The organism is Peribacillus sp. S4, from assembly GCF_046715815.1.
Lineage (GTDB): Bacteria > Bacillota > Bacilli > Bacillales > DSM-1321 > Peribacillus > Peribacillus frigoritolerans.
The window spans coordinates 3394168-3417665 of the sequence record NZ_CP175708.1 but is presented as its reverse complement, the minus strand read 5'-3'; the positions used below and the strand labels follow the sequence as shown (position 1 = coordinate 3417665).

The following is a 23498-nucleotide window of genomic DNA, read 5'->3' as shown; positions in this document are numbered from 1 at the left end:
TATGTTAAAAATCGTTCTCTAGTTTTAAATGAGATGACTGAATGTCCATTCTTTTTGTAATAATTAATATCAATCGGAATCCTTAAAAACCCAGGATAACAGGGTTTTTTATTTTTCAAAATGAAAAATCTTAATAAAATGCAGAAATAACCTCAATCGTACTTATGGCCATTACTTTTCTTATCGCGGCTTTAAATGAAAACTTTTGCGGCGTATTAGCTACCTTTATTATATCTCGTCCTTATTTGATCTGGCTAGAATAACAGGTTGCCAGAGCTTACATCCAATAAACCAAATTGATTTTACGCTGGAGGTGGGTATTTTGATAAAAATAAAACTCGTTGTTCCCCGAAAAGGGTATATTACGGATGCTTTTGAAAGATTTGAGGAGTTCAACAAGTTGGAAGAATCAGAAAATGGTGGTAACGTTTCAGTGAAGTTTGTTTTAGAGGAGGTAGTTGAGGATGCCGATAAGATTGGGAAGTTGAAACTTGATGCCGATGTAATCATCTCAAGGGGATTAATCACGAAACTATTAAAAGAATGCAATGAATCCATTCCTATCGTTGATATTCCTGTGCAGGGCATTGACCTCATTCGTTCCCTGCATGATTGCAAGGCACGTTTCGGCAGTAAAAAAGTGGCCGTCATAGGAGCTTTGAATATGATTTATGGCGTGGAAAACCTTTCGGATATCGTTGATTTGCCAATTCAGTCCTATATATTAAATGATATCGAGTCCTCAGTCAGTTTAGTGGATTTAGCCGCCAGAGATGGCTGTGAGGTTGTGTTAAGTGGGTTAAGTACCTGTAAATATGCTGAAGAGATAGGGTTGGGGGCCATTCTGGTTGATACTGGAAAGGAATCATTTCGGCAGGCGTTGATTGAGGCGAAAAGGGTAGCTCTTGTCAGCAGAAGGGAACAGGAGAAGACCAAGCGTTACCAAACGATTCTTAATTATGCCTATGAAGGGGTTATTGCAATAGATTTAAAAGGACAAATATCCGTATTCAATACGGCCGCTCAGGAGATATTAGCCATTTCCAAGGGGAGCTTAATTGGAAGTTCTATATACGATATAATAAAGCCCGGAACATTTCGTAATATGCTTTTAAGCGACGATGAATACGAAAAAGATACCGTTGCTTACCAATCCATTCAATTATCGGTAAAAAAGGTCGGGATATTTTTAAAAGGTAAAAAAGTGGGGGATATGGTCGCCTTTCAAGATGTTACCCGCATTCAGGAGATGGAAGGGAAGTTCTTTAGAAAGCTTCATTCACGCGGACATGTGGCAAAGTACACATTTGATGATATATTGTATCGGAGTTCGGAAATCAAGAGGACGATTGAAACAGCTCAACGTTATAGTGAAGTGGATTCAAACATTCTTATAATTGGAGAAACTGGAACGGGAAAGGAAATATTCGCCCAAAGCATACATAATCATAGCAATCGGAAAAATAACCCATTTGTTGCCATTAATTGCGCAGCGCTTCCCGAAAATTTATTGGAAAGTGAGCTTTTCGGATATGCAGAAGGAGCTTTCACGGGAGCCATGAAAGGCGGAAAGCAAGGATTTTTTGAACTGGCTCATAGAGGTACGATTTTTTTGGATGAAATAGGAGAAATCTCCCCAAAAATGCAAAGCCGGCTGCTGCGTGTCCTGCAGGAGCGTGAAATCATGCGCATCGGTGATGATAAAGTAATCCCTGTTGATGTGAGAATAGTGTCGGCAACGAACAAAGACCTCATGCAAATGGTAAAGAGTAATGACTTTCGGGAGGATCTGTATTATCGCTTGAGTGTGCTGGACCTTGTATTGCCTCCGCTTCGGGAACGCAGAGAAGATATTCCGTTATTGGTGAATGCCTTTATTCGGAAAGGTCATTCGGATCAGAAACAAATCAAAATTTCTGAAACTGCCATGAAAAGGCTGAGTGAAGGGAATTGGGAAGGGAATATTCGCCAATTGCAAAATTTTTGTGAGCGATTATGCGCTCTTTATAAGAACAAGATAATTGATGTGTACGATATCGAAATGTATTTTCCGAATAAAAGTAATCAGAAAATACTTCTTTCGGAACAAAACGAAGAGATGGATATATCACCTGGGATACATTTATCCGAGCGTGAAAGAATTGTTCAAACGTTAATGAAGGTGAATTTTAACAAAGGAAAAGCTGCTTTTGAGTTAGGGATGAGTCGGACGACTTTATGGAGAAAGATGAAAAATTTGAATATCGAAACAAATTGAAACGGATTGAAACAAATTCATTCATTATGAAACAAATTGTTTACTTTATTTATCTCTTAATTTGAGAACGAATTGGCTTCTTTCTTGAATAAACGGATGTTTTTTATGTTGGCACAATAATTGTATATAAACAATGTAGTAGGAAAGGTTTTTCCTTCAAGGTTAACATGAAAGGTTGGTGGGAATGTGTGAGTCATTTAGTGTATATTCCTCAAGATATTGAGAAAGAGGGGAAAAGTTATTTAGTAGAAAAAGGCTTTAAGATTAAAGTAGGATCTGATTTGTCGCAAGAAATTCTTATGGAAGAAATCAAGGGTTGTGATGCAGTACTAACGAGATCAACGGCTGTAATAAATAGAGAAGTTATTACAGCAGCTGAAAACCTCAAAGTAATAGCCAAGTATGGAGTGGGCTTGGACAATATTGATATTGAAGCTGCTACAGAGCGTGGCATTTATGTAACAAATACCCCAGAGGCAAATGCGAATTCTGTAGCGGAACATGTAATGGCATTAATTTTATCTTTGTCCAAAAACTTAAGCTTGGCTGACAAAGAGCTGCGCAGCGGGAATTTTGCTATCCGTAATCAACTTTTTGGCATGGACTTGGAAGGCAAGACTTTGGGGATTATCGGACTGGGGAGAATCGGCAGAATACTGGCAAAAAAAGCTTCCGAAGGCTTCGATATGAAAGTGATTGGCTACGACCCTTATGTTACCGCCAGCCCGAATTCTGGGCTGGAGATAGCAACAGATTTAGAATGGGTATTAAGAAACGCTGATGTTATTAGTCTGCATCTGCCGTTAACGAAAACAACAAAAGGAATAATAGGAAGCCGTGAGTTTTCCTTGATGAAAACTTCCTCCTTTTTTGTAAACGCTTCCAGAGGCGGTGTGGTGAAGGAAATTGATCTAGTAAACGCTTTGCAAGCAGGCGAGATTGCCGGTGCCGGAATAGACGTATTTGAAGTTGAACCTCCTGATAAATGGAATCCACTTTTTAAATTGGATAATGTGATTGTCAGCCCTCATAATGCCGCTTTGACGAAGGAAGGTTCCGTACGCATGGCTGTACATGCCGCGATGCAGGTGGAAAAAGTTCTTTCTGGGGTGAAACCGAACTGGGCTGTAAATGAGCCTTTAACTAAAGGAGTGTCAATGTAATCATACAGAGATGATTATCTGTATTTTCTGATAAATGAGGTTTGAAAGATTCGAGTTTGGCATTTGTTGATAAGGATGGTGAACAAATGAAGAAAATAATCTATGTGATAAGTGCAATACCGGCACTTGGCTCGCTAGTGGTTATCAATCGAATTGAACCTTATGTGTTAGGGATGCCATTTGTTCTTTTTTGGGCCATATTATGGGTCTGTCTTACATCAGTTTTTTTGATAATCGCCAATAGACTTGATCCTGCAACCGAGGAGGAAGAAGACTGATGAATGAAGCCCTGCTCGTTATCCTTTTCTTTCTGGTTCTGTGTATTTGGTTAGGGCTTCAAGCTCGAAAAGGTAAAAATATGAGTTTGGAACAATGGGCCATTGGCGGAAGAGGCTTCGGCAGCTTTTTGCTCTTCTTTTTGATAGCAGGTGAAATGTTTACGACATATACGTTTTTGGGGGCGAGCGGCGGAGCTTATCGATCTGGTATGCCTCCTGCCTTATACGCTTTTAATTGCTTCTATTTTGTAATCGCCTATTGGCTGTTGCCGCCTATTTGGAGATATGCAAAAAAAAATAATGTCATTTCTCAATCTGATTTTTATGACAAAAAGTACAACAGTCCGGCTTTAGGTGTTCTTGTGGCGGTAATTAGCGTCATTTCAATTATTCCATATCTGATCATGCAGTTGAAAGGGTTAGGTATTATCGTATCGGAAACCTCCTATGGTTCCATATCTCCAAATGTGGCTATAGTTGTTGGGGTAATTGCAATCACAATTTATGTAACGGCTTCAGGGATGCATGGAGTGGCGTGGACCGCGGTCATTAAAGATATCATGATTCTGACAGTTGTCGTCTTTATGGGGATTTATTTTCCGCTTCATTATTACGGTGGTATACAGCCAATGTTTGAAGCAATCGATACAGCAAAACAAGGATTTTTGATTTTCCCGGAACAAGGTTTGAGTATCTCTTGGTTTATTTCAGCTACGATCATGACAGCATTGGCATTCTACATGTTTCCTCATATGTTAGCGGGAGTGTTCTCTGCAAAAAGTCCGAAATCACTTCGTTGGAATGCTGGGGTTATGCCAATTTATCAAATAATCATCATTTTTTCGTTATTTATTGGTTTTTCTGCGATTCTCCAAGTTCCGAATTTACAGGGAGCAGAAGCAGATTTAGCTTTATTTAAAATGGCGAAGATGTCATTTGATCCCTGGTTTGTAGGAGTTATTGGAGCATCAGGGGCAATGGCCGCCCTTATTCCCAGTTCACTCGTTTTGACGGCTACGGCCACGATACTTTCAAAAAATGTATATAAGGTATGGAAGCCGAATACATCGGATGACCAGCTACAAAGATTGAGCAGGATGTTAGTACCTGTCATTTCTATAGTGACTCTATATTTTACGTTCAATGGCGGGGAGTCGATTTTTACCTTGTATCTTATGGCATATAGCTTCATGGCACAGTTGTTTCCAGCACTATTTTTCAGTTTGTGGAAAAAGAATCCTGTCACGGTTCAAGGAGCATTTGCCGGCATGATCGTTGGAATTCTAATTGTTGTATACTCGACTACATCAGGTACGACACTTGCTACATTATTTCCATCTCTGCCGCAAGCCATACAAGATCTTGATGTAGGGTTAGCTGTATTATTCATCAACATCGCAGTAACTTTAGGAGTGAGTGCAGTTACTAGAAAAACTTCATTTGGGATGAAAGAAGATATTAAACAGGCTTCAGGAATGGAAAAGCTTGTTAAATGACAGTGGGAATCAATCCAATATTCATATAATCATAGATTAATAGAATAAAAACACGTTTTCGAAAGCGGGAGGCTTGATTATGAAAGTCAGTGGAGGAAGAGCAGTCGTAGAAGTAATGGCTAAAGAAGGGGTAAAAAAAGCTTTTTGTGTACCAGGTGAAAGTTATCTTAGTGTAATGGATGCACTATACCAACATCCTGAAATAGAACTTATTTCCGCAAGGCATGAAGGAGGTGCCTCTTTTATGGCGGAAGGGTATGCCAAGGCTTCAGGAGAGGTGGGGGTCTGTATGGCAACGCGTGGAGTGGGTGCTACAAACTTAGCTATCGGCATTCATACTGCTGCTCAGGATTCAACCCCTTTGATTGCGCTTATTGGCCAAGTCGAACGCCCTTTTAAAGAAAAGGAAGCATTCCAGGAAGTGAATTTGACGGGTTTTTTCAGTCATTTATGTAAATGGACGGTAGAGATCGATCGTGTGGAAAGAATCCCGGAATTATTGCAACGGGCTTTCCATATTGCGAGATCGGGGCGTCCTGGCCCTGTATTAGTGGCTTTGCCGCATGACATGTTGGAAGACGAGGCAGAGTTGAACATGAACCCTTCATATCGCTCGCTTCCTCCTCAACCACATATGGAAGATGTGAAGCAGGCGATGGATACGATACGAAACGCGGAGCGCCCCGTATTGATTGCTGGCGGAGGTGTGATTCATGCTAAGGCCAACAGGTTGCTTGTACAGTTTGCGGAGGCAATGAAACTTCCTGTCGTTACAGCTTTCCGTCGGTTTGACGCGTTTCCGAACTCACATCCTTGCTATGCAGGGTGGCTTGGATTTGGGACATCTCAATATTTACTTGATGCAATCCGGGATGCAGATGTAGTTTTGGCATTAGGGACACGATTCTCTCAAGTAGGAACACAAGATTACACCTTGCTTTCCAAAAATTCAAAGCTGATCCATGTGGATATTTGTCCCGATATTTTTGGTAAAGTGTATGCTCCTTCTCTTGCCATTGAAGCGGATGCCAAGAGCTTTTTGGAACAAGCACTGCAAGCGCCAGAATCAGGATCTTTTATTTCAGGCGAAGATCATCTAAAAGAATTGCACGATAAATATATGGAATTTTCTGAACCGAAGGCCGATTACACAGAGGATTTCGTGGATATGGACGGATTGATGCATGATCTGGCTGTCTGTCTGCCGAAGGATACCATCATTACAAATGATGCAGGCAACTTTTTTGGATGGCTATCAAGATATTATCGTTTTGAACAAGAAAACACATACGTGGGGCCAACGTCGGGTGCAATGGGATATGGACTGCCTGCTGCTATTGGGGCAAAACTGGCGCAGCCTCACAAACATGTTGTTTCTATTTCGGGGGATGGTGGCTTCATGATGACTCTCCAAGAGATTGAAACCGCTGTAAGGTATAAAATTCCGACCATATCAATTGTTGTGAACAACAATATTTACGGAACAATTCGAGCACATCAAGAAAGGCATTTTCCAAACCGGGCTGTTGGAACTGACATATCTAATCCTGATTTTGCTGGATTGGCCCGCTTATTTGGGGCACATGGTGAAAAGGTTGAAAAAAATATTGATTTTGCGCCAGCGCTGCAACGGGCGATTACTTCAGGGCTGCCGTCTGTAATAGAAGTTGCAGTAAATCCAAAGATTCTATCTGTAGGCCAGGACAAGAAGGAAGTATACGAAAAGTTAATGTCTAATAATTAACTTTGGAAGTTAGCAGGACCCAATAAAAGGTATGTAAGGGAGGTATCATAGATGTTAAAACCATATATAGTTGTTGAATGGAATGATACGGAAACAGATGCTAAAGGCTGGCTGGTTGTCCATAACTTTGTAAAAGGATACACAGGCGGCGGTACAAGAATGCACCCAACAGTTACAAGAGAAGAGGTCGAAAGGCTGGCCGAGGCGATGGCTTATAAGTATGTAGCCTGTGAGTCTGAGACGACTGGCGGTTGTAAAGCGGGCATTGCCTATGATTATAAAGCGCCAGACGCATATGCAGTGTTAAGAAGATTTCTGATTGCGATGATGCCTTATATAGATATAGGGGTATCGTTAGGCAGTGATTTAGGTACCAAATATGAAGATGTACTCAAAATATTTAATGAATTTGGCATTGATATCCCCCTAACGAAATCAATGAAGCAGAATCCGAATGTTCTGCAAGGGATAAAAGATTTCGATGAACTGTTGACGACAAAAATCGACGGGTTGTTTTTAAACGATGTCGTAACAGGCTATGGTGTGGCTTTCTCCGCAGATGAGGCATGGAAATTTAAAAACGGAAAAGGTGGAGCAAGAGTTGTCATTCAAGGATTCGGCTGTGTAGGGGCAAGCTGCGCATTGAAAATGTTCCAGTTAGGTTATAAAGTTGTGGGAATTTCCGATGCAGCCCTTTTGGTTACATGTGACGAAGGATTGGATGTCCAAAAGCTCATTGATCATAAGAATATGTACGGGGAAATGGATAAAGCCTTTTTTGAACCGCATTATGATGTAAGGCCCAACACGGAATGGCTCGACATAGATTGCGACATTTTAATTCCGTCCGCATTGGAGGATGTCATCCACATATCCAATGCCAAAAGCGTAAAAGCGAGCTTGATTGTGGAGGCGGCAAACATTCCCCTTTCTCCCGAGGGAGACGAAATCATAAGACAGAGAGGAATAGATGTTGTCAATGATTTCGTTGCCAACCTGGGGGCGATAAGATTTTATGATGCGGTTATTTTCGGACTGATTAAACCAAATCCACAAGCTGTCGTCGATGATATAGAAAAACTATGCAGGAAAAATACGTATCATTTGTTTACTCAAGCAAAAAAACAAAAAAAATATCAAAGAGAAGTAGCTTATGAAATATTTAAACCGACAATCAGCGACTTGCCGGAATATGCAGTGCCTTCCGAAGCGTTATCGGGGAACTCTCGTTAACTTGTGTTAATCATGAAAGTGTTCAGGCAGTTTATCAATCAGGAACGGGGGGGAATTCATGCAAACAGAAGATGAAAATCAGCCAAAAGAATTACAGCGTTCAATGAAGAGCAGACATTTATTCATGCTCTCCTTAGGTGGGGTAATTGGAACAGGTCTTTTCCTGGGATCAGGATATGCAATCGGTGAAGCTGGACCCTTAGGAGCGATTGTTGCCTATTTGGTCGGTGGTTTATTAATGTACTTGGCGATGATTTGTCTCGGTGAATTATCGGTAGTGATGCCGGTGTCCGGTTCCTTTCAGGTCCATGCAACGAAATTTATTGGTCCCGCCACTGGATTTGTCATTGGCTGGATTTACTGGCTAAGCTGGGCTCTTTACGTAGGCCTGGAATTTGTAGCGGCCGGTTTGCTCATGACCAGATGGTTTCCCGATATACCAGTATGGATATGGTGTGTGATATTTACGGTCCTTTTATTCATTATAAATGCATTGACTACGCGAAGTTTTGCAGAGACCGAGTATTGGTTCTCCGGGATTAAAGTGCTTGCCGTCATTCTCTTCATAATTATCGGTGCAGCAGCGATGTTTGGATTGATTCATATGGAGGATGCACAACCTGCCCCGTTCCTTTCCAATTTTATAGGAGATGGACTATTTCCTACAGGGTTCACTGGTGTTTTCATATCGATGATGACAGTCGTATATGCTTTCCAGGGATCGGAAATCATGGGTGTTGCAGCAGGAGAGACGGAAAACCCGCAACAAAGCATTCCGAGAGCGATTCGAAACATCGTAATACGTGTGCTGCTTTTCTATGTACTGGCAATCTTTGTTCTATCGGCCATCGTTCCTTGGAAAGAAGTCGGTGTACTGGAAAGTCCATTTGTTACCGTGTTTGAAATGGTAGGCATTCCTTATGCAGCAGACATTATGAATTTCGTAATTTTGACAGCGGTCCTCTCTGTAGGAAACACGGGTCTGTTTGCTTGTACAAGAATCCTTTTCTCCCTTTCTCAAAACGGTATGGCACATTCTTCATTTGGAAAGCTCAATCGGCGCGGTGTACCTATGAACGCCTTACTAGTCACCATGGTCTTTGCCTTGCTGTCTCTGCTTACTAGTGTAGTAGCGGAAGAAACGTTATTCGTTGTGCTGCTTTCCATAAGCGGGGTTGGAGGGGTGCTTACTTGGATGGCGATTGCGTTCGCACAGTACAGATTCCGCAAGCAGTATATCAGAGCAGGCGGAAAGGTTGAAAATCTGAAGTTTAGAGTACCTTTTTTCCCGTTTGCCCCGATTCTCTGCATCATTATGTGTCTAGGTATTTTCGTGTTCACCGCTTATGATCCGACACAGCGAACTTCGTTGTATTGGGGATTGGGCTTCGTCGTTGCTTGCTATATATTTTACTATTTCAGATATGCGCGAAGGAACGTCGAGGTGCCAGCCTTAACAACTGAACAGACCAATGATTTTATTCAATAGTGATTATTATATGCAAGATATAAGAATACGGTCGTTTAAGATTCATTTAGAAGTGCAGTTAAAAGCAAAACCTATAACTTAGAGAAGTAGAATAATAGAATACGGAGGAAATAGTATGCGTTACTTAAATTATATTAATGGAAAATGGAAAGAACCCACTACAGGGGAGTATAGAGAAAATCTTAGTCCCCATGATGGTGAAAATTTAGGAGAATTTCCATCTAGTGCGGCGGCTGATTTACATGATGCAGTGGCAGCCGCGAAAAGTTCATTCCCTTTATGGAAAAAACTTTCGTTTCAGCAACGTGCTTCATATTTGCAAAAAGTAGCTGATATTTTGAAAAAGAACATGCAGGAAGTAGGTCAAGATTTGATAAAGGAAGAAGGGAAAACATTCTTGGAAGGGATGGGGGAAGCCAATCGGGCTGCCAGCATACTTGAATATTATGCTGCTGAAGCTCGGCAGCCACTCGGGGAAGTAATTCCTTCAGCCAATGCCAATACATTTTTATATACTACCCGCACGCCGCTCGGTCCGGTGGGTTTGATTACACCATGGAACTTTCCTATCGCCATCCCTGTATGGAAATTGGCGCCGGCCCTGATTTACGGGAATACAGTCGTGATTAAACCTGCTGATCTTACACCTAAGTCTGTCCATCATGTGCTAAAGGCATTTGATGAAGCGGGTCTTCCGCCCGGTGTCATCAATTGTGTATTCGGAAGGGGTTCCGTCATTGGTGCTGCATTAGTGGAACATCCTGATGTGAAGGCTATATCTTTTACGGGCTCGAATCAAGTAGGTCAGCAAATTCAAAAACAAGCCATTGAACATGGAAAGAAAGTGCAAGCGGAAATGGGAGGGAAAAACCCGCTTGTCGTCCTCGCCGATGCTGATCTTGAAAAAGCAGTGGAAATAGCTATAGGCGGAGCTTTTAAATCCACAGGGCAAAAATGCACAGCCACTAGCCGGGTGATTGTGGAGGAAGGAATTTATGAAGAGTTCCGGGAACGGCTTGTCGCACGTACGAAAGAATTAAAAGTGGGCAACCCGCTCAACGAAGAAACATATATAGGTCCGGCTGTATCTAAATCACAACGCGATGGCGTGCTTGAAATGATCGATGTTGGGAAATCAGAAGCTACACTTTTATGCGGAGGGGAGATCCCGGCAGAAGCGGAATTGGCGAATGGTTTTTATGTCCTGCCGGCTATCTTTGAAAATGTTCCTCAACATGCCCGCATTGCACGTGAAGAAATCTTCGGACCAGTCATCGCCCTTTTTAAGGCTGGAAATTATGAGGAAGCAGTTAAGATGGCAAATGATACAGAGTATGGATTGAGCGCAGCAATTTGTACAAACAATTTAACATTGGCTCAACGGTTTATTGAAGATGTTGAAGTGGGTCTTGTTCATGTCAATTCGGAAACGGCAGGAACCGAACCGCAAATGCCATTTGGCGGATGTAAAAGTTCAAGTGCGGGCAGCCGTGAACAAGGGAAGAGTGCCGTTGAATTCTATACAGAAGTCAAGACAGTCTATATGGATCGGATATAACTAAAATAGAATTAAGCGTTTTTAAACTTGTAAATTAGATCAAAAACAGGAGGGGATTTCAAAATGTCCACGAAAGAAAATGTACAGTTCAGCCCAACACTGCCTTATTCACGGTATGTCGATCCAGAGGTATTCAATGAAGAAAGCAAAAAGATCTTCAGAAAGAGTTGGATTTTGGCGGGGCATGCAAGCCAAGTGGAAAAGGTAGGCGATTTCATGACATTGGATATCGCCGGAGAGCCTATTATCGTTTCTCACGGGACCGATGGTGAACTGCGTGCTTTCTACAATATTTGCCCTCATCGCGGAATGAAAGTAGAAAACGCCGATAAAGGAAATAAGAAAATTTTACAATGCGGATACCATGGATGGACGTTCAAATTAGATGGAAGTGTAAATAGAGCCCCTAATTTTAAAACGAATGAGCTGGGGATACACAGCTGTATGAAATCCATTCGCATAGAAGTTCAGAATGCCATGATTTTTGTCAATCTTGACAAAAATGCACCCCCTATGGCAGAAGCATATCGGGAATTTTTAGAGGAAATGAAAGAGTATCCATTCTTTGATTCACTGAAACTAGTTAGGGAAACCCGTCGTGTGGTAAAAGCTAATTGGAAGGCCGTTGTTGACAATTACCTTGAATGTGATCATTGTTCCATTGCTCATCCTGGCTTTGCTAAATCCTTTGATTTAGCAAACTTTTGCACAACGACACATGACAAATTCACCTATCAATATATGACAGCAAGCAAGAATGGCGAAGGGGACCAAGCGCGTTTTTATTGGGTTTGGCCAAATATGATGATTAACGTATATCCAGGAGACGGAAACGTGAATACCATTCAAGTAATTCCCGTTGATGCTGTGACGTCGTTAGGTATTTATCGGGATTATTCCTTAGATGAAAAAACAACCATAGAAAAAGAAGAATATTTTAAATTTGTTGATCAAGTACGGCAGGAAGATTTTGATCTAGTGGAAAAACTGCAAAAAGGATTAAGTTCCGAGGCATTTACAAATGGAATCTTTTCTCCAACAGAACATGCTGCAGTCTATTTTCATGAACTCATTGAAAATAAGCTCCAGAACTAACCACTGAGCTCGCTATTGGAATGCACTAAAAAAGGAACGTTCATGGAGAATTTGTAAATGAAAAAACCTAAGCAACCAACCAGTGTGATTCGGCAGTTTACCGGAGCATACTGGTTGAGTTGTTTTTTTGTGCCGCCTTTTTTGCCTTATTTGTTATGGAATTTGCGAACTTCCTTTTATTTATTCGGAGTGGGAGGATTTGTTCTTCCATTGTTGTTCTTCAGCAAGAAACTCAAAAAAAACATTCATGGCAGTAAGCGGATGCTCATTTACTCGTTTAATGTAGTTGTTTTTTCTGGCATCTGTTAAATAGTTGCTTTTTTTGATTCTCTCCAACATATATTTTTGACTCATTTTCACTATTTCTCTTTGGTTGTGTTTGTTTTCTTTTAATAAGGCAAATCCAACAGCTCCCACCAATGCATAGATTCCAAGTGCGATTTTCGAAATGGGTAAAGAGTCGTTCTTAAATAAGAGAAAAAAAAGATTAATGATGGAAAAGCCTATCATCACCGTTGAAAAAAAACCGTATTTCATATTTTTCTTCAACAAGGGGGACAACTTTAATTGAAGTTGTTCGATTTCGTTTTGCATGAAACCGGGTATATTATTTATTTTGATATTCATTGTTTCCTCCTTATTATCTTGCACCAATAAATATATGGCACTGTAAAATCGTATTTATTAATGAAATAGGAAAAGGAACCTATATATATCTTATCGTTTGGAAACATGTTTGTCATTTAATATACTCTTGGACCTTTTTGAGAGAAAAGTAAACGCAGTGACACATGTGGATGATCAATGGAATGGCCTGTTATATGTGTTGAAAAAATTTTTGAAGTATGAGGAGTCGAAATACAGATCATTTACCTTAATAAACCAATAGTGGTATGAATGATGAATGAATTATGGTAAAATGGTCCTCAAATGGAAGTTTTATTTTTCGTTTTTTCATTATTTATAGTTATGGATGACCTTCCCGCGCCTTTTTTTGTCATAATTACGTGACTAATGTGGTATTTAGTACTTTTAAATCGAGTTTTGGAACAAATCAATATATAATTAGAAGGCGAGATAGTAGATTCAAAGATTAAGGAGGGACATAGAATGATGGAATGGGCTCTGATCATTTTGTTCGCTGCAGCAGTATTACTGTTCATTTTATCGTTTATTAAAAAGGACTCTGTAAAAGTGGACAGTCAATTGGAACAGATTGCCAGCACTTTTGGGGATGAAATGAATGTATTACAGGAAAAAATCAGGAACATCGAGATAGATGCTGAAATTACGGTGCAAGAGGCAGGCATTTTGGCAATGTCTTCCGAAAAGCGAAACATGTTGCGTGAAGTACTCGACCTACATAAGCGAGGCTATTCATTTGAAAGCATCGCACTTAAGACAAAACAGCCGGAAGAAGAAATAGAACGGATGCTTACTCCTTACATGAAAACGACGAATGAAAGGAGAAATGTGGCCAATGACATCTAAATCAATGCGCAGCTTTGCCGGAGGCCTTGTTGTTGCCGCAGGCTTATGCGGTGCAGTGTACTTCTTTGGTCCAGGTGAAGCGACCGGCACGTCTGAGAAACTATCAGAAGATGAAATGAAAGAGTCTCTGGCTTCAGAAGGGTATGTCATACATTCCGAAAAAGAATGGGAAGATCAGATTGCTGAAGCACAGTCGGTTAAAGATAAGGCGGAGGCGGAAAAAGAAACGGTAAAAGAACCAACGGAAAAAATCATATACCGTACAGTTCTTACTGTGTCTAAAGGCTCGACAAGCATCGATGTGGGTAAAAACCTGCAAAAAGCAAAAGTCATCAAAAATGCCAATGAGTTTTCCGACGCGGTTGAAAAGAAGGGCAAGGCCAACGGATTACGACCTGGAACATATGTGGTGGATAGTGCGATGACGACGGAAAAAATAATTTCCATCATATTTAAATAACATAAAAATGACCATCGGTAAGATGGTCGTTTCAGACTGTAGACAAACTCGATTTTCATCGAGTTTGTCTACAGTTTTTTTGCTTGTACAAATTTGGAGGTTGATTGGAGACGTTTGCGTCGAGAAGGCTTGACAGACAGTCGGCGGAAAGGGAGCAGGTACCTGAAATCAACTGGAACGTTTTTTAAAATGGCTGTTTTCCCATACTTTGTTGCAATATACCAGGTAGTGAGTTGTGGTTGATTTCCCCTCCAGATGCTCGCTTTCCGCGGGGCGGGCGGTGAGCCTCCTCGGCGTAAACGCCTGTGGGGTCTCACCTGTCCCGCTGCTCCCGCAGGAGTCTCGCACTTCCGCCCCAATCAACCTTAAATAGTTTCGTATTAAAAACTCTTTACGAAAAGAGCCTTTAAAATAAAAAGACCTATAATGGAATATGGTGGTCTCAGTTAATTCGCAAAATAGGGGTGAATGGTCTTATCCGAATCCCTTTCACGATTTTTCTGAGGGAAATGATACCATAATTTTAAAACAGACTTGGTTATACACCATGACTTTTTATTCATTTAAATAGAAAGAAACCTCATTAGATTGAAGAAATTTGCGACACTCCTGCCGAATAACTGGCTAGCCGAGACCCCGGAGACGCTTGCGTAGAGAAGGCTTGACAGACAGTCGGCGAAAAGGGATCAGGCACCTGAAATCAACTGGAACGTTTTTTAAAATGGCTGTTTTCCCATACTTTGTTGCAATATACCAGGTAGTGAGTTGTGGTTGATTTCCCCTCCAGATGCTCGCTTTCCGCGGGGCGGGCGGTGAGCCTCCTCGGCGTAAACGCCTGTGGGGTCTCACCTGTCCCGCTGCTCCCGCAGGAGTCTCGCACTTCCACTCCAATCAACCTTAAATAGTTTCGCATGCTTTTTTATATTTTTTTTAACTTAATCTTTGTCCGCACTCCAGCCCACACTGCAATGATAAGTCCTCCAATCGTATCCGCGATTAAATCGATCATTGTATCTTTATTTCCCCCGCCTTGAAGTGTCATTCCGAATAATTGATCAGAACTAAATTCGTAGATCTCCCATATGACACCACCAAGTGCCGAGAAAGAAAGGGTAAACAAAAAGACAAACCAAGGGGAAATCTCTTTGCCTGCATTTCTGTATACCAATCGTTCATATAAAGCAATTCCCGTAAAAGCAAGAAGGGAACCGCTTAACAAATGCAAAAATGTGTCCCACCATCCCAGTCCATACCAACCTAAAATAGATCCTAAAAATTGTGAACCGAATAAGAAGATCAAATAGGAAATGATAATTGGCAAATTGAATTGAAGCTTGGTAAATAAGGCCAGAGAAAGGGGAATTGCCCCACATACCACACCGCCTATCGAAACCAGTGATTTGAAAGTTTCATCGGCTGTATAGTAATAAATAGATAAAGCCCCCATGAAAAGTACATACACTAAACTTAATGAAATAACTAGCTTACGATTCATATGATTACCTCAACAAATCATCATAATTTTAATTTTTGTACACTAGAATAAATGGAAATGAGCAGGCCGCCGGTTAGTCCGAAAATTATATCGTACATGGTATCTTTGTTACCGCCTCGCTGCATGGTATGAGTAAAAGTGAGATCTCCGGCGAACTCATATATTTCCCAAAGAACAGTGGAAGTGACTGAAAGTGAAAGAACAAAAAGGAAAATGACCCACCTAGAAACATCTTTTCTCGCTTTTTGAGGGATGTATAGTTTATAAAGGGCAATCCCTACAAAACCCACGAAGATGCCTTTGTAGAAGTGAAGTCCAGAGTCCCACCATTTAAAATCAACATAAAAATTTGCGATGGACCCTAAAAATGTCGTACAGAAAACAAAAACATAATAGCCGATTATGATTGGAATGTTAAAGGGATTATTTTTTACAAACAGTAATGAAATGGGCAAGGCACTTACCAATATTCCCCCAAGAGCTACCATCCATCGGGAAGAGTCATCTTTTTTGAGGTAAAAGATGAGTAACCCAGTCATGAATGCTATAAATACCAAACTAAAAATAATGATTATTTTATGTTTCAATATACTCACCTCATTCGTAAATATTCATTACGATCATCCAATCGAGCAGATTGAACCCGGAAAAAATGACTATTTGGAGTATTTTTATGACGTTCTTTTTAAACTCTCCAACTCACTCAGTATATGATCACATTATTATTGGCTACCATGGTGCTTTTTAAAGATGTTTCTAAATTTAGCCGTTATAAACAATAATAAAGGCATGACCAGACCAAAAGCCGCTGCATGGAATAACCATATATTTTTATTGTATTCCCCGGATGAAGAGACCGTCGGAAAAACAATCAATGAATAAAAAACCATTATCATCCCTAAAGCTGTATTAAATGGCCGATAATCTTTTATATTGAAAATGTTTGAAAATACGACAACCGAAACATAAAAATACATAACCGTCCTCGTATAGGTTGTAAAAATCCAAATAGTGGCAATTACTGCTTCGATCCGCATTAGGAAATTCCCTACATTTATTTTTTTTGCCATCGTGTAACTTGGAGCAATATTTCTTGCGGTGTTATCGGGTCCAAGAACCAAGATATCCAGCATGATAACCAGAATTAATATGATTCCTCCGATCAGAGTGCCAATATAAAAAGCTTTTCCCCCTTTTTTTCTTTCATTGACTTTTGAAGGGAAAATCATTAAAAACATAACAGGGGACAGCGTGAACACGCTGACATAAAAAAGTATCGCCCGTATTAAGGGTTTAGCGCCTCCTTCAAATACTGGCTGAATGTTTTGAATGTTTGCTTGAGGAATGATGGAAACCAAAAAAATAGTCAGTAATAGTAATACGGGAATGAAGAATATTTCCAAAGTGCGTGTAAAAGTTTCAAAACCAAGGTGGACTGTAAAGATCACTACTGCAGCTAACAAAATATTTAAAGCTACAAGAGGAGTATCCGGCATCCAAAAAGTTTTAATGAAATTCCCCACATAATAAGTGGTCTCGGCAGCAGTTGAAAAAGACCAGAAGAAAAATGTGAGATTGATCATCTTTCCGACTAACTTACCGAAAACCTTTTCATTTATTTGATCTAAAGCGAGATCAGGATATAAATTTCCAACCCTGATGTAAAACCATACAAAAATTAATGCGATTCCTGTTCCAAATAATGCAGCAAGCCACGCATCCTGCTTTGCAAAACCAGCTAAAGGAGAAGGAGTATGTAAAATAACCGTTCCTACCGAATACAAGAGGATTAAAATCATCAATTGATGTGATGAAATTTTGAAACTACCAGGCATTATTTTTCACCTATTTGTTTGTTCCTTCCTTCTTAATACTCCTTATTTTTGGCTATTCTTGTTCAAGTTATTCACACGGACATCAATTGCCTATCTTCAACAATCCACCCCCGTTACATCAATCGGTCGCGAATTTTCTGCCTTTTTACTGATGTAGCTCTACTATACAATCATAGAATTACTGTCCAAGTGAAAGTAATTTAATTCCTTAGTCCCGAACTTTAATGGTTTAGGAACCGTATATTGTTTTAACTATGGCCTAATTTTTCAGTAATTCCTCCTAGTACTTGATAGGGACCTTCTTAACTTTCCTGGAAGATATTAATTGCACTGAACGTGTACATTTCCTTTGATATGGCACAATTCTTGCAAATGATTTATTGGTATATCTAATATTTGCAGAAAGGAAGAGGAACTGTTGGACATATTGAAAAATATTTAAGCTCTAGGTTATCAAGCATATTTGATAGGCTTAAATGTCAGAAACTTAATCCGGATTCATAAAGGGCAAGGCGAAGCGGTTAAACTTAAAATGTTAGGAGAAATTAGTATGAAAATACCAGTGGAAAATATAGTGGAGTTAACTGTAGAACATCAATTTTTACAGGCTTTTCCTATATTGAGTCAGTTACGTACAGATTTGACTTTAAAGGAATATCTAGATTTATTAAATGATATGCGTAAGGAGGGTAAACGGTTATTTGCTTTATATCATGATACAAGCATTGTAGCATTAGCAGGTATTAGCTGGCGTGAAGATTCATATAATGAACGCTATGTTTATGTACAAGATTTGGTTACTGATGTAAATCATCGTCCTAGTGGCCTTGGATATAATCTGCTCAGTTATATACATAATTGGGCAAAAGAACAAGGAGCTGAATATATTACATTGGAAGCTTGAAATCGGCGCCTTGTCACCCATATTAGGATGGGGAAGAGGACTTATTGGGCGTAGTCTTTTTATCGTACATATGTACCGGAAATGAAATGTTGCGACTTCAAGAGTGTTGGGAAAATGGGGACAAAACAATTATGAAGTTGAGTTTGGAAAAAACAGGTATTAATATACTTGGAATGAAAACAAGTTGAAGGAAAAAGTTCTTTACTCCCTAATTCTTGCCATCCAAAAATTAGTTGAAAGCTTTTAAAAACTCTGTGGAAATCTGCAGGGTTTTTTTTGCTCTAAACCATCCCTTTTTCTCTCAATTTAGTCCAAGAATGGATTATGCGAATATTGGCAATCTATGCATTTACTCATAGAATGCTTTTATACATAATTTCCAATGGATTTGATTTAGATTGTGCACCCTGCCGAATTGCTTTTAAAAGGCAAATTTTTTCCGAGTTTGAAAAGATGGCGGGAAGTGGTTGATAACAATCGTGGATTTAAGGGAAAAAGTGAAATTTTGATAAAAGATTATCATGTATATAATGTTTTTTGCACAGCGATTTATTTTACATACCTGGATATAATTGCAGCGAAGGTGAAAACCTAATTTTAACAAGCTTTTGGTTATGAGGGGGTTAGCATTGAAATCTCGAGTTCCTATCCCATTGAGGAAGTTAATTGAAGATAAACAATCGGTGAAAAATAAAAAACAACAAGAAGACCTGAATCAAAGCGAAAATCCAAACTCCAGCAAAACTAAAAATCAAAACCAAAATCCAGTTACATCCCAAAACAGAAGTAAGGACTCAAAGAAACATGAAACAAAACTTATATCCTCTGACCTTCAATTTAATTTAGACCATATTAAGAAAACGGTAGGAAATAGTTCAGACATAGTTATAAGGGATTTTCAAGCAGGTAAAAATGGGGAAATTAAGTTAGGCATCATTTATACAGATGGATTAACGGATTCAGCTTCCATCCAAGATTTCATCCTCGACACTTTGATGGTTGAAATTCGGAATTCGGCCTTGGACGTAGCGGTACCTGATTGTTTTGAAATGATAAAATCACATACTCTTCCTGTAGGGGGAATAGTGGAAATAACAGAGTTTCAAAAGCTTTTCAACCATGTTTTATCGGGAGACACGATGTTATTGATGGACGGCTCCCCAAAAGGAATGGCGATCGGCTCAAGGGATTGGGCCGATCGTGGAGTTCAGGAACCTTCCTCTCAAACAGTAGTAAGAGGACCAAAGGATGGGTTCACTGAAACGCTGCGTACAAATACTGCTTTAATACGACGGAGAATAAAAGATCCTAAACTATGGCTTGAGACAAAACAGATTGGTGAAAAAACGCAAACAGACGTAGCGATTATGTATTTAAAAGGTATTGCCGATGATAAAACGGTTTCAGAATTGCAAAGCCGGCTAAATCGAATCAATATAGATGCGATTCTTGAGAGTGGTTACATTGAAGAGCTTATTCAGGATGAAGTATACACTCCTTTTCCAACCGTTTATAATACGGAACGTCCTGATGCTGTAGCCGCTGCCATTTTAGAAGGAAGGATTGCGATACTAATTGACGGAACTCCGTTTGTCCTAGTCGTTCCAGCACTGATGGTGCATTTTTTCCAGTCCAGTGAAGACTATTATCAACGGGCAGACATTGCAACATTAATTCGAGTATTACGGTATTTATCCTTTTTCCTTGCTTTGCTTACACCGTCACTTTATATTGCTGTCTCAACCTTTCATCAAGAAATGCTTCCTACTCCTTTACTGATAAGTCTAGCCTCACAGCGAGAGGGTGTTCCTTTTCCAGCCTTTGTAGAGGCGATGCTGATGGAGGTAGTATTTGAAATCTTGCGTGAGGCAGGTGTGAGGATGCCTAGGGCAATCGGTTCATCCATTTCCATCGTAGGTGCATTAGTTATTGGACAGGCTGCTGTCGAAGCAGGGTTCGTTTCGGCAACAATGGTTATCATCGTGTCCTTAACAGCCATCTGCAGCTTTGTGTTCCCAGCCAATAGTATGGCCATGGCTTTTCGGATGCTTCGATTCTTGTTTATGATCCTTGCCGCTACATTTGGATTATACGGGATCATTTTGGGGCTGATCGTGATGGTCCTGCATTTAAATAGCATACGATCTTTTGGTTTACCATATTTAGCTCCAAATGCACCATTCATTTTACAAGATCAAAAAGACAACATCATTCGTATGCCACATTGGTCATTATTAAAGCGGCCCCGATTGATCAGTAAAAATGATACAGACAGAGGAGATGTCAGTTCTCCGAAACCACCTAGTTAAAATGATGAGATTATGAGGGTTTACGATGAAAAAAATGCTAAAGGTATTCTTAATGTTACCTATAATTTGTTTATCCGGCTGTTGGAGCAGCACTGAGTTGAACGAACTTTCTATCGTTACTGCCATGGGAATTGATAAAACGGAAGAGGGGTATCTTGTAACCGTCCAAGTTCTAAATTCGAGTGAGCTGGCAGGTGATGCCCGGTCTGGCCGCACGGAGGTTGTAACCTTCAGGAAAAGCGGTGCCACCATTTTTGAAGCAATTAGAAGCCTATCAACTGATGTACCAAGGAGGTTATATGTCGCACATCTTCGTGAAATTGTCTTTGGTGAGGAAATGGCCAGAGCAGGAATTGCAAAACCTCTGGATGTCCTTTCCCGGCATAAGGAGTTGCGTTCGGATTTCTATATGACTGTTGCGAAGGGGACAACTGCTTATGAAACGCTTAATGTGCAAACAGCCCTTGAAAAAATACCGGCAAATAAAATTTTTAACTCTTTGGAAAATTCAGAGAAAAGATGGGCGCCGACAAGGACGGTCACTTTGGATGAGCTGGTCAGCAGTATCGTCAGCAAAGGCAGGCAGGCCATGCTAACGGGGATTCTAGTTTATGGTGATCCCGAATCCGGAAGCAATGTTACGAATGCACAAAATATCTCCCCGAAATCCGGCTTGCGTTTGGATTATCTTGGAGTATTCAAGAAGGATAAACTTGTCGGCTGGTTAAACAGGAACGATAGTAAAGGTGTTAGTTACATTACAGATCATGTTAAGTCCACCGCGGTAAATATCCCATGTGAAGGTGAGCAAATTACGGTCAACACGACTAGTACAAAAACGAAAATCAAGGGGAAAATGGAAAAAGGAAATCCAAAAATTGATATAAATGTCACGTCAGAAGGGAGTATAGGTGAAGTAGAATGCACAATCGATTTAACTAAACCGGAAAAAATCGAAGAATTGAATAAAAGATACGCAAAAGACATTAAGGATAAAATAGAAGGATCGATAAATACGCTTCAAGAGAAGTATCAAAGTGACATCTTCGGTTTTGGTGACGAAATTCATAGAACCGATCCCAAAGCATGGAAGCGTTTACAAGGAAATTGGGACCAGGAATTCGCAAATTTGAACGTGAATGTAACCGTTACTGCAAAGATTCGCAATTTAGGGACGATATCAGATTCTTTTCAAAAAGAAATTGAGGAGTAAAGACCAATGTGGGCAATTATTGGAACAGTTTGTACCGGAGCTATTATTTCATTTTTCGAAATACCCCCTCTTATTAAAAAGAAATGCTGGAAGGAAATTGTCATTTTTATTTTATTGCTTTTAATTGGCATGACGTTGAGTATTTTAATAATCAAGGATATTACCATTCCCACTCCTATAGACTGGATAACGAAAATATATAGTCCACTCGCTCATTTCATGGATCGCATTTTATCCTAGGGAGGAATGGAATATGCTTGAAAAAGGAAAAATCAGCTCTGGTGAATTTCTTATAATGGTCATCATATTCACCATTGGAGGAGCGATACTTACTTTACCTTCCGTACTTGTTTCGTTAGCAAAACAGGATGGCTGGATTGCCTATATCTTAGCTACTGTCATCGGTTTATGTTTCGTTTTCTTATTTACCCGGCTCGCATCACTTTACCCATCCATGACTTATATAGAAGTTAATGAAAAAATATTTGGGAAATGGATCGGTAAGATCTCTGCACTCCTATTCCTATTTTATTTATATTACCTTTCTTCAGCGTTACTTAGTGAAATTGGGAATTTTTTTTCAACACAGGTTCTGGTTGAGACACCTATGGAAATGATTATGATCTTGTTTATATTAACAAGCTTATTCGGTGCACGGCTAGGATTGGAAGTTATCTGCCGGACTGCATTAATCTTTTTTCCTTGGCTTGTTCTGCTGCTTTTCATATTATTCGTATTTCTTATCCCAGATATCAAATTCGAAAATTTGCAACCTATATTTGAAGAAGGCATGAAACCGATACTGAGGGGATCATATTACTCTTTAGCTCTGCCTTATGTTCAGCTTGTTTTCTTTTTAATGATCACTCCATATGTAAACGAAAAGGCTAAAGTGAAGAAAAACTTTTATTTAGGGACTTTGTTAGGTGGCGGCGTTCTTTTCTTAGTGATCCTTTTCAGTATCCTTGTATTGGGTGCTGATAATACAGCGAGATTGACGTATCCTTCTTATAAATTGGGGATGAGGATAAGCATTGGTAATTTTTTTGAAAGGGTCGAGGTCATAGTGGCCTTTATTTGGGTTTTTACAGAGTATTTTAAGTTGACCATATGCTTTTATGGACTAGCCTTGGGACTAGCACAATTGATGGGACTGCAAAATTACAAAATACTTCTATTCCCATTAGCTTTTCTAATTCTCACGTTTACTATTTTTTCGCATCCCGATCTTGTGCATTATCAAAACTTTATGGCTACAGCTTGGACACCATTATCCTTAACGATTTGTTTTATTATGCCATTGTTATTATTAACAGTTGGGAAAATTAGGGGAAGGTAAGGGGGGCGTCACTTGTTCAGGTGGACATTACTTACATCTGGAAAAAATTTACCATGAAAATTTTGATGGGACATGGAAATCGAGTAAATAAAATATTCTGACAAATACATTGACTAAAGAAAGCTGATGTTTTAATATA

20 protein-coding genes are annotated in these 23498 nt (G+C 39.8%); 16 read left to right on the top strand and 4 right to left on the bottom strand.

Annotated elements, in window-relative coordinates; genetic code table 11:
• Positions 1 to 322: 322 nt before the first annotated feature.
• From ACJ9PY_RS16115 to ACJ9PY_RS16075, 9 genes are all read left to right on the top strand, one after another.
• Positions 323 to 2257, top strand: coding sequence for a sigma 54-interacting transcriptional regulator (locus ACJ9PY_RS16115; protein WP_411738571.1), 1935 nt, complete (start codon positions 323 to 325; stop codon positions 2255 to 2257).
• A 188-nt stretch (positions 2258 to 2445) separates the two neighbouring features.
• On the top strand, positions 2446 to 3420 hold the full coding sequence (locus tag ACJ9PY_RS16110; protein ID WP_411738570.1) for a hydroxyacid dehydrogenase: 975 nt from the start codon (positions 2446 to 2448) through the stop codon (positions 3418 to 3420).
• An 86-nt stretch (positions 3421 to 3506) separates the two neighbouring features.
• Positions 3507 to 3698 carry a DUF3311 domain-containing protein gene (locus ACJ9PY_RS16105; RefSeq protein ID WP_057277949.1) on the top strand — a complete coding sequence of 64 codons (192 nt, stop codon included), beginning with the start codon at positions 3507 to 3509 and terminating at the stop codon, positions 3696 to 3698.
• Positions 3698 to 5194 carry a sodium:solute symporter family protein gene (locus ACJ9PY_RS16100; protein ID WP_411738569.1) on the top strand — a complete coding sequence of 499 codons (1497 nt, stop codon included), beginning with the start codon at positions 3698 to 3700 and terminating at the stop codon, positions 5192 to 5194. The genes ACJ9PY_RS16105 and ACJ9PY_RS16100 overlap by 1 nt, the downstream gene beginning before the upstream one ends.
• Positions 5195 to 5273: 79 nt before the next feature.
• The gene (locus ACJ9PY_RS16095) at positions 5274 to 6938 is read left to right on the top strand and encodes a thiamine pyrophosphate-dependent enzyme (protein ID WP_411738568.1); all 1665 of its coding nucleotides are present in this window, start codon (positions 5274 to 5276) and stop codon (positions 6936 to 6938) included.
• A 51-nt stretch (positions 6939 to 6989) separates the two neighbouring features.
• Positions 6990 to 8171, top strand: coding sequence for a Glu/Leu/Phe/Val family dehydrogenase (locus ACJ9PY_RS16090; protein WP_063575794.1), 1182 nt, complete (start codon positions 6990 to 6992; stop codon positions 8169 to 8171).
• Between the two features lie 58 nt (positions 8172 to 8229).
• Entirely contained in the window at positions 8230 to 9660 is a 1431-nt protein-coding gene (locus ACJ9PY_RS16085) for an amino acid permease (RefSeq protein ID WP_411738567.1), read from the top strand.
• 115 nt (positions 9661 to 9775) lie between these two features.
• Positions 9776 to 11218, top strand: a complete 1443-nt coding sequence (locus ACJ9PY_RS16080) for an aldehyde dehydrogenase family protein (protein WP_411738566.1) — start codon at positions 9776 to 9778, stop codon at positions 11216 to 11218.
• A gap of 63 nt (positions 11219 to 11281) precedes the next feature.
• A complete protein-coding gene (locus ACJ9PY_RS16075; protein WP_063575797.1) occupies positions 11282 to 12313 on the top strand; it encodes an aromatic ring-hydroxylating oxygenase subunit alpha in 1032 nt (343 codons plus the stop codon).
• 180 nt (positions 12314 to 12493) lie between these two features.
• Here the strand turns inward: ACJ9PY_RS16075 and ACJ9PY_RS16070 are convergent, their stop codons facing one another.
• Positions 12494 to 12940, bottom strand: a complete 447-nt coding sequence (locus ACJ9PY_RS16070; RefSeq protein ID WP_411738565.1) for a DUF5392 family protein — start codon at positions 12938 to 12940, stop codon at positions 12494 to 12496.
• A gap of 483 nt (positions 12941 to 13423) precedes the next feature.
• On the opposite strand from ACJ9PY_RS16070, the gene ACJ9PY_RS16065 reads away from it, so the two are divergent.
• Positions 13424 to 13804: a hypothetical protein gene (locus ACJ9PY_RS16065; RefSeq protein WP_222619893.1), complete on the top strand. Its 381-nt coding sequence runs from the start codon at positions 13424 to 13426 to the stop codon at positions 13802 to 13804.
• Entirely contained in the window at positions 13794 to 14264 is a 471-nt protein-coding gene (locus ACJ9PY_RS16060) for an endolytic transglycosylase MltG (protein WP_057277853.1), read from the top strand. Before ACJ9PY_RS16065 ends, ACJ9PY_RS16060 begins: the two co-directional genes overlap by 11 nt.
• Positions 14265 to 15183: 919 nt before the next feature.
• Here the strand turns inward: ACJ9PY_RS16060 and ACJ9PY_RS16055 are convergent.
• The 3 genes from ACJ9PY_RS16055 to ACJ9PY_RS16045 all read right to left on the bottom strand — a co-directional run bounded on the left by ACJ9PY_RS16055 (position 15184) and on the right by ACJ9PY_RS16045 (position 17594).
• Positions 15184 to 15759 carry a hypothetical protein gene (locus tag ACJ9PY_RS16055; RefSeq protein WP_034307807.1) on the bottom strand — a complete coding sequence of 192 codons (576 nt, stop codon included), beginning with the start codon at positions 15757 to 15759 and terminating at the stop codon, positions 15184 to 15186.
• A 20-nt stretch (positions 15760 to 15779) separates the two neighbouring features.
• Positions 15780 to 16355 carry a membrane-spanning protein gene (locus ACJ9PY_RS16050; protein WP_275727615.1) on the bottom strand — a complete coding sequence of 192 codons (576 nt, stop codon included), beginning with the start codon at positions 16353 to 16355 and terminating at the stop codon, positions 15780 to 15782.
• A 126-nt stretch (positions 16356 to 16481) separates the two neighbouring features.
• Entirely contained in the window at positions 16482 to 17594 is a 1113-nt protein-coding gene (locus ACJ9PY_RS16045; protein ID WP_106027827.1) for an endospore germination permease, read from the bottom strand.
• 550 nt (positions 17595 to 18144) lie between these two features.
• Here ACJ9PY_RS16045 and ACJ9PY_RS16040 point away from each other — a divergent pair.
• The 5 genes from ACJ9PY_RS16040 to ACJ9PY_RS16020 all read left to right on the top strand — a co-directional run bounded on the left by ACJ9PY_RS16040 (position 18145) and on the right by ACJ9PY_RS16020 (position 23359).
• Positions 18145 to 18498, top strand: coding sequence for a GNAT family N-acetyltransferase (locus tag ACJ9PY_RS16040; protein WP_057277857.1), 354 nt, complete (start codon positions 18145 to 18147; stop codon positions 18496 to 18498).
• Between the two features lie 710 nt (positions 18499 to 19208).
• Positions 19209 to 20807 (top strand): spore germination protein, encoded by a 1599-nt coding sequence (locus ACJ9PY_RS16035; protein WP_411740293.1) that lies wholly within the window; start codon positions 19209 to 19211, stop codon positions 20805 to 20807.
• 25 nt (positions 20808 to 20832) lie between these two features.
• A complete protein-coding gene (locus ACJ9PY_RS16030; RefSeq protein WP_411738564.1) occupies positions 20833 to 22020 on the top strand; it encodes a Ger(x)C family spore germination protein in 1188 nt (395 codons plus the stop codon).
• Positions 22021 to 22026: 6 nt separating this feature from the next.
• Positions 22027 to 22260: a hypothetical protein gene (locus tag ACJ9PY_RS16025; protein ID WP_063590757.1), complete on the top strand. Its 234-nt coding sequence runs from the start codon at positions 22027 to 22029 to the stop codon at positions 22258 to 22260.
• 13 nt (positions 22261 to 22273) lie between these two features.
• The gene (locus tag ACJ9PY_RS16020; RefSeq protein ID WP_411738563.1) at positions 22274 to 23359 is read left to right on the top strand and encodes a GerAB/ArcD/ProY family transporter; all 1086 of its coding nucleotides are present in this window, start codon (positions 22274 to 22276) and stop codon (positions 23357 to 23359) included.
• Positions 23360 to 23498 lie beyond the last annotated feature (139 nt).

Bases quoted from the DNA above. Each gene is read 5' to 3' on its own strand.
- ACJ9PY_RS16105 (WP_057277949.1), top strand. From the start codon at position 3,507: ATGAAGAAAATAATCTATGTGATAAGTGCAATACCGGCACTTGGCTCG.
- ACJ9PY_RS16100 (WP_411738569.1), top strand. From the start codon at position 3,698: ATGAATGAAGCCCTGCTCGTTATCCTTTTCTTTCTGGTTCTGTGTATT.
- ACJ9PY_RS16095 (WP_411738568.1), top strand. From the start codon at position 5,274: ATGAAAGTCAGTGGAGGAAGAGCAGTCGTAGAAGTAATGGCTAAAGAA.
- ACJ9PY_RS16090 (WP_063575794.1), top strand. From the start codon at position 6,990: ATGTTAAAACCATATATAGTTGTTGAATGGAATGATACGGAAACAGAT.
- ACJ9PY_RS16085 (WP_411738567.1), top strand. From the start codon at position 8,230: ATGCAAACAGAAGATGAAAATCAGCCAAAAGAATTACAGCGTTCAATG.
- ACJ9PY_RS16080 (WP_411738566.1), top strand. From the start codon at position 9,776: ATGCGTTACTTAAATTATATTAATGGAAAATGGAAAGAACCCACTACA.
- ACJ9PY_RS16075 (WP_063575797.1), top strand. From the start codon at position 11,282: ATGTCCACGAAAGAAAATGTACAGTTCAGCCCAACACTGCCTTATTCA.
- ACJ9PY_RS16070 (WP_411738565.1), bottom strand. From the start codon at position 12,940: ATGAATATCAAAATAAATAATATACCCGGTTTCATGCAAAACGAAATC.
- ACJ9PY_RS16065 (WP_222619893.1), top strand. From the start codon at position 13,424: ATGATGGAATGGGCTCTGATCATTTTGTTCGCTGCAGCAGTATTACTG.
- ACJ9PY_RS16060 (WP_057277853.1), top strand. From the start codon at position 13,794: ATGACATCTAAATCAATGCGCAGCTTTGCCGGAGGCCTTGTTGTTGCC.
- ACJ9PY_RS16055 (WP_034307807.1), bottom strand. From the start codon at position 15,759: ATGAATCGTAAGCTAGTTATTTCATTAAGTTTAGTGTATGTACTTTTC.
- ACJ9PY_RS16045 (WP_106027827.1), bottom strand. From the start codon at position 17,594: ATGCCTGGTAGTTTCAAAATTTCATCACATCAATTGATGATTTTAATC.
- ACJ9PY_RS16040 (WP_057277857.1), top strand. From the start codon at position 18,145: ATGAAAATACCAGTGGAAAATATAGTGGAGTTAACTGTAGAACATCAA.
- ACJ9PY_RS16030 (WP_411738564.1), top strand. From the start codon at position 20,833: ATGAAAAAAATGCTAAAGGTATTCTTAATGTTACCTATAATTTGTTTA.
- ACJ9PY_RS16025 (WP_063590757.1), top strand. From the start codon at position 22,027: ATGTGGGCAATTATTGGAACAGTTTGTACCGGAGCTATTATTTCATTT.
- ACJ9PY_RS16020 (WP_411738563.1), top strand. From the start codon at position 22,274: ATGCTTGAAAAAGGAAAAATCAGCTCTGGTGAATTTCTTATAATGGTC.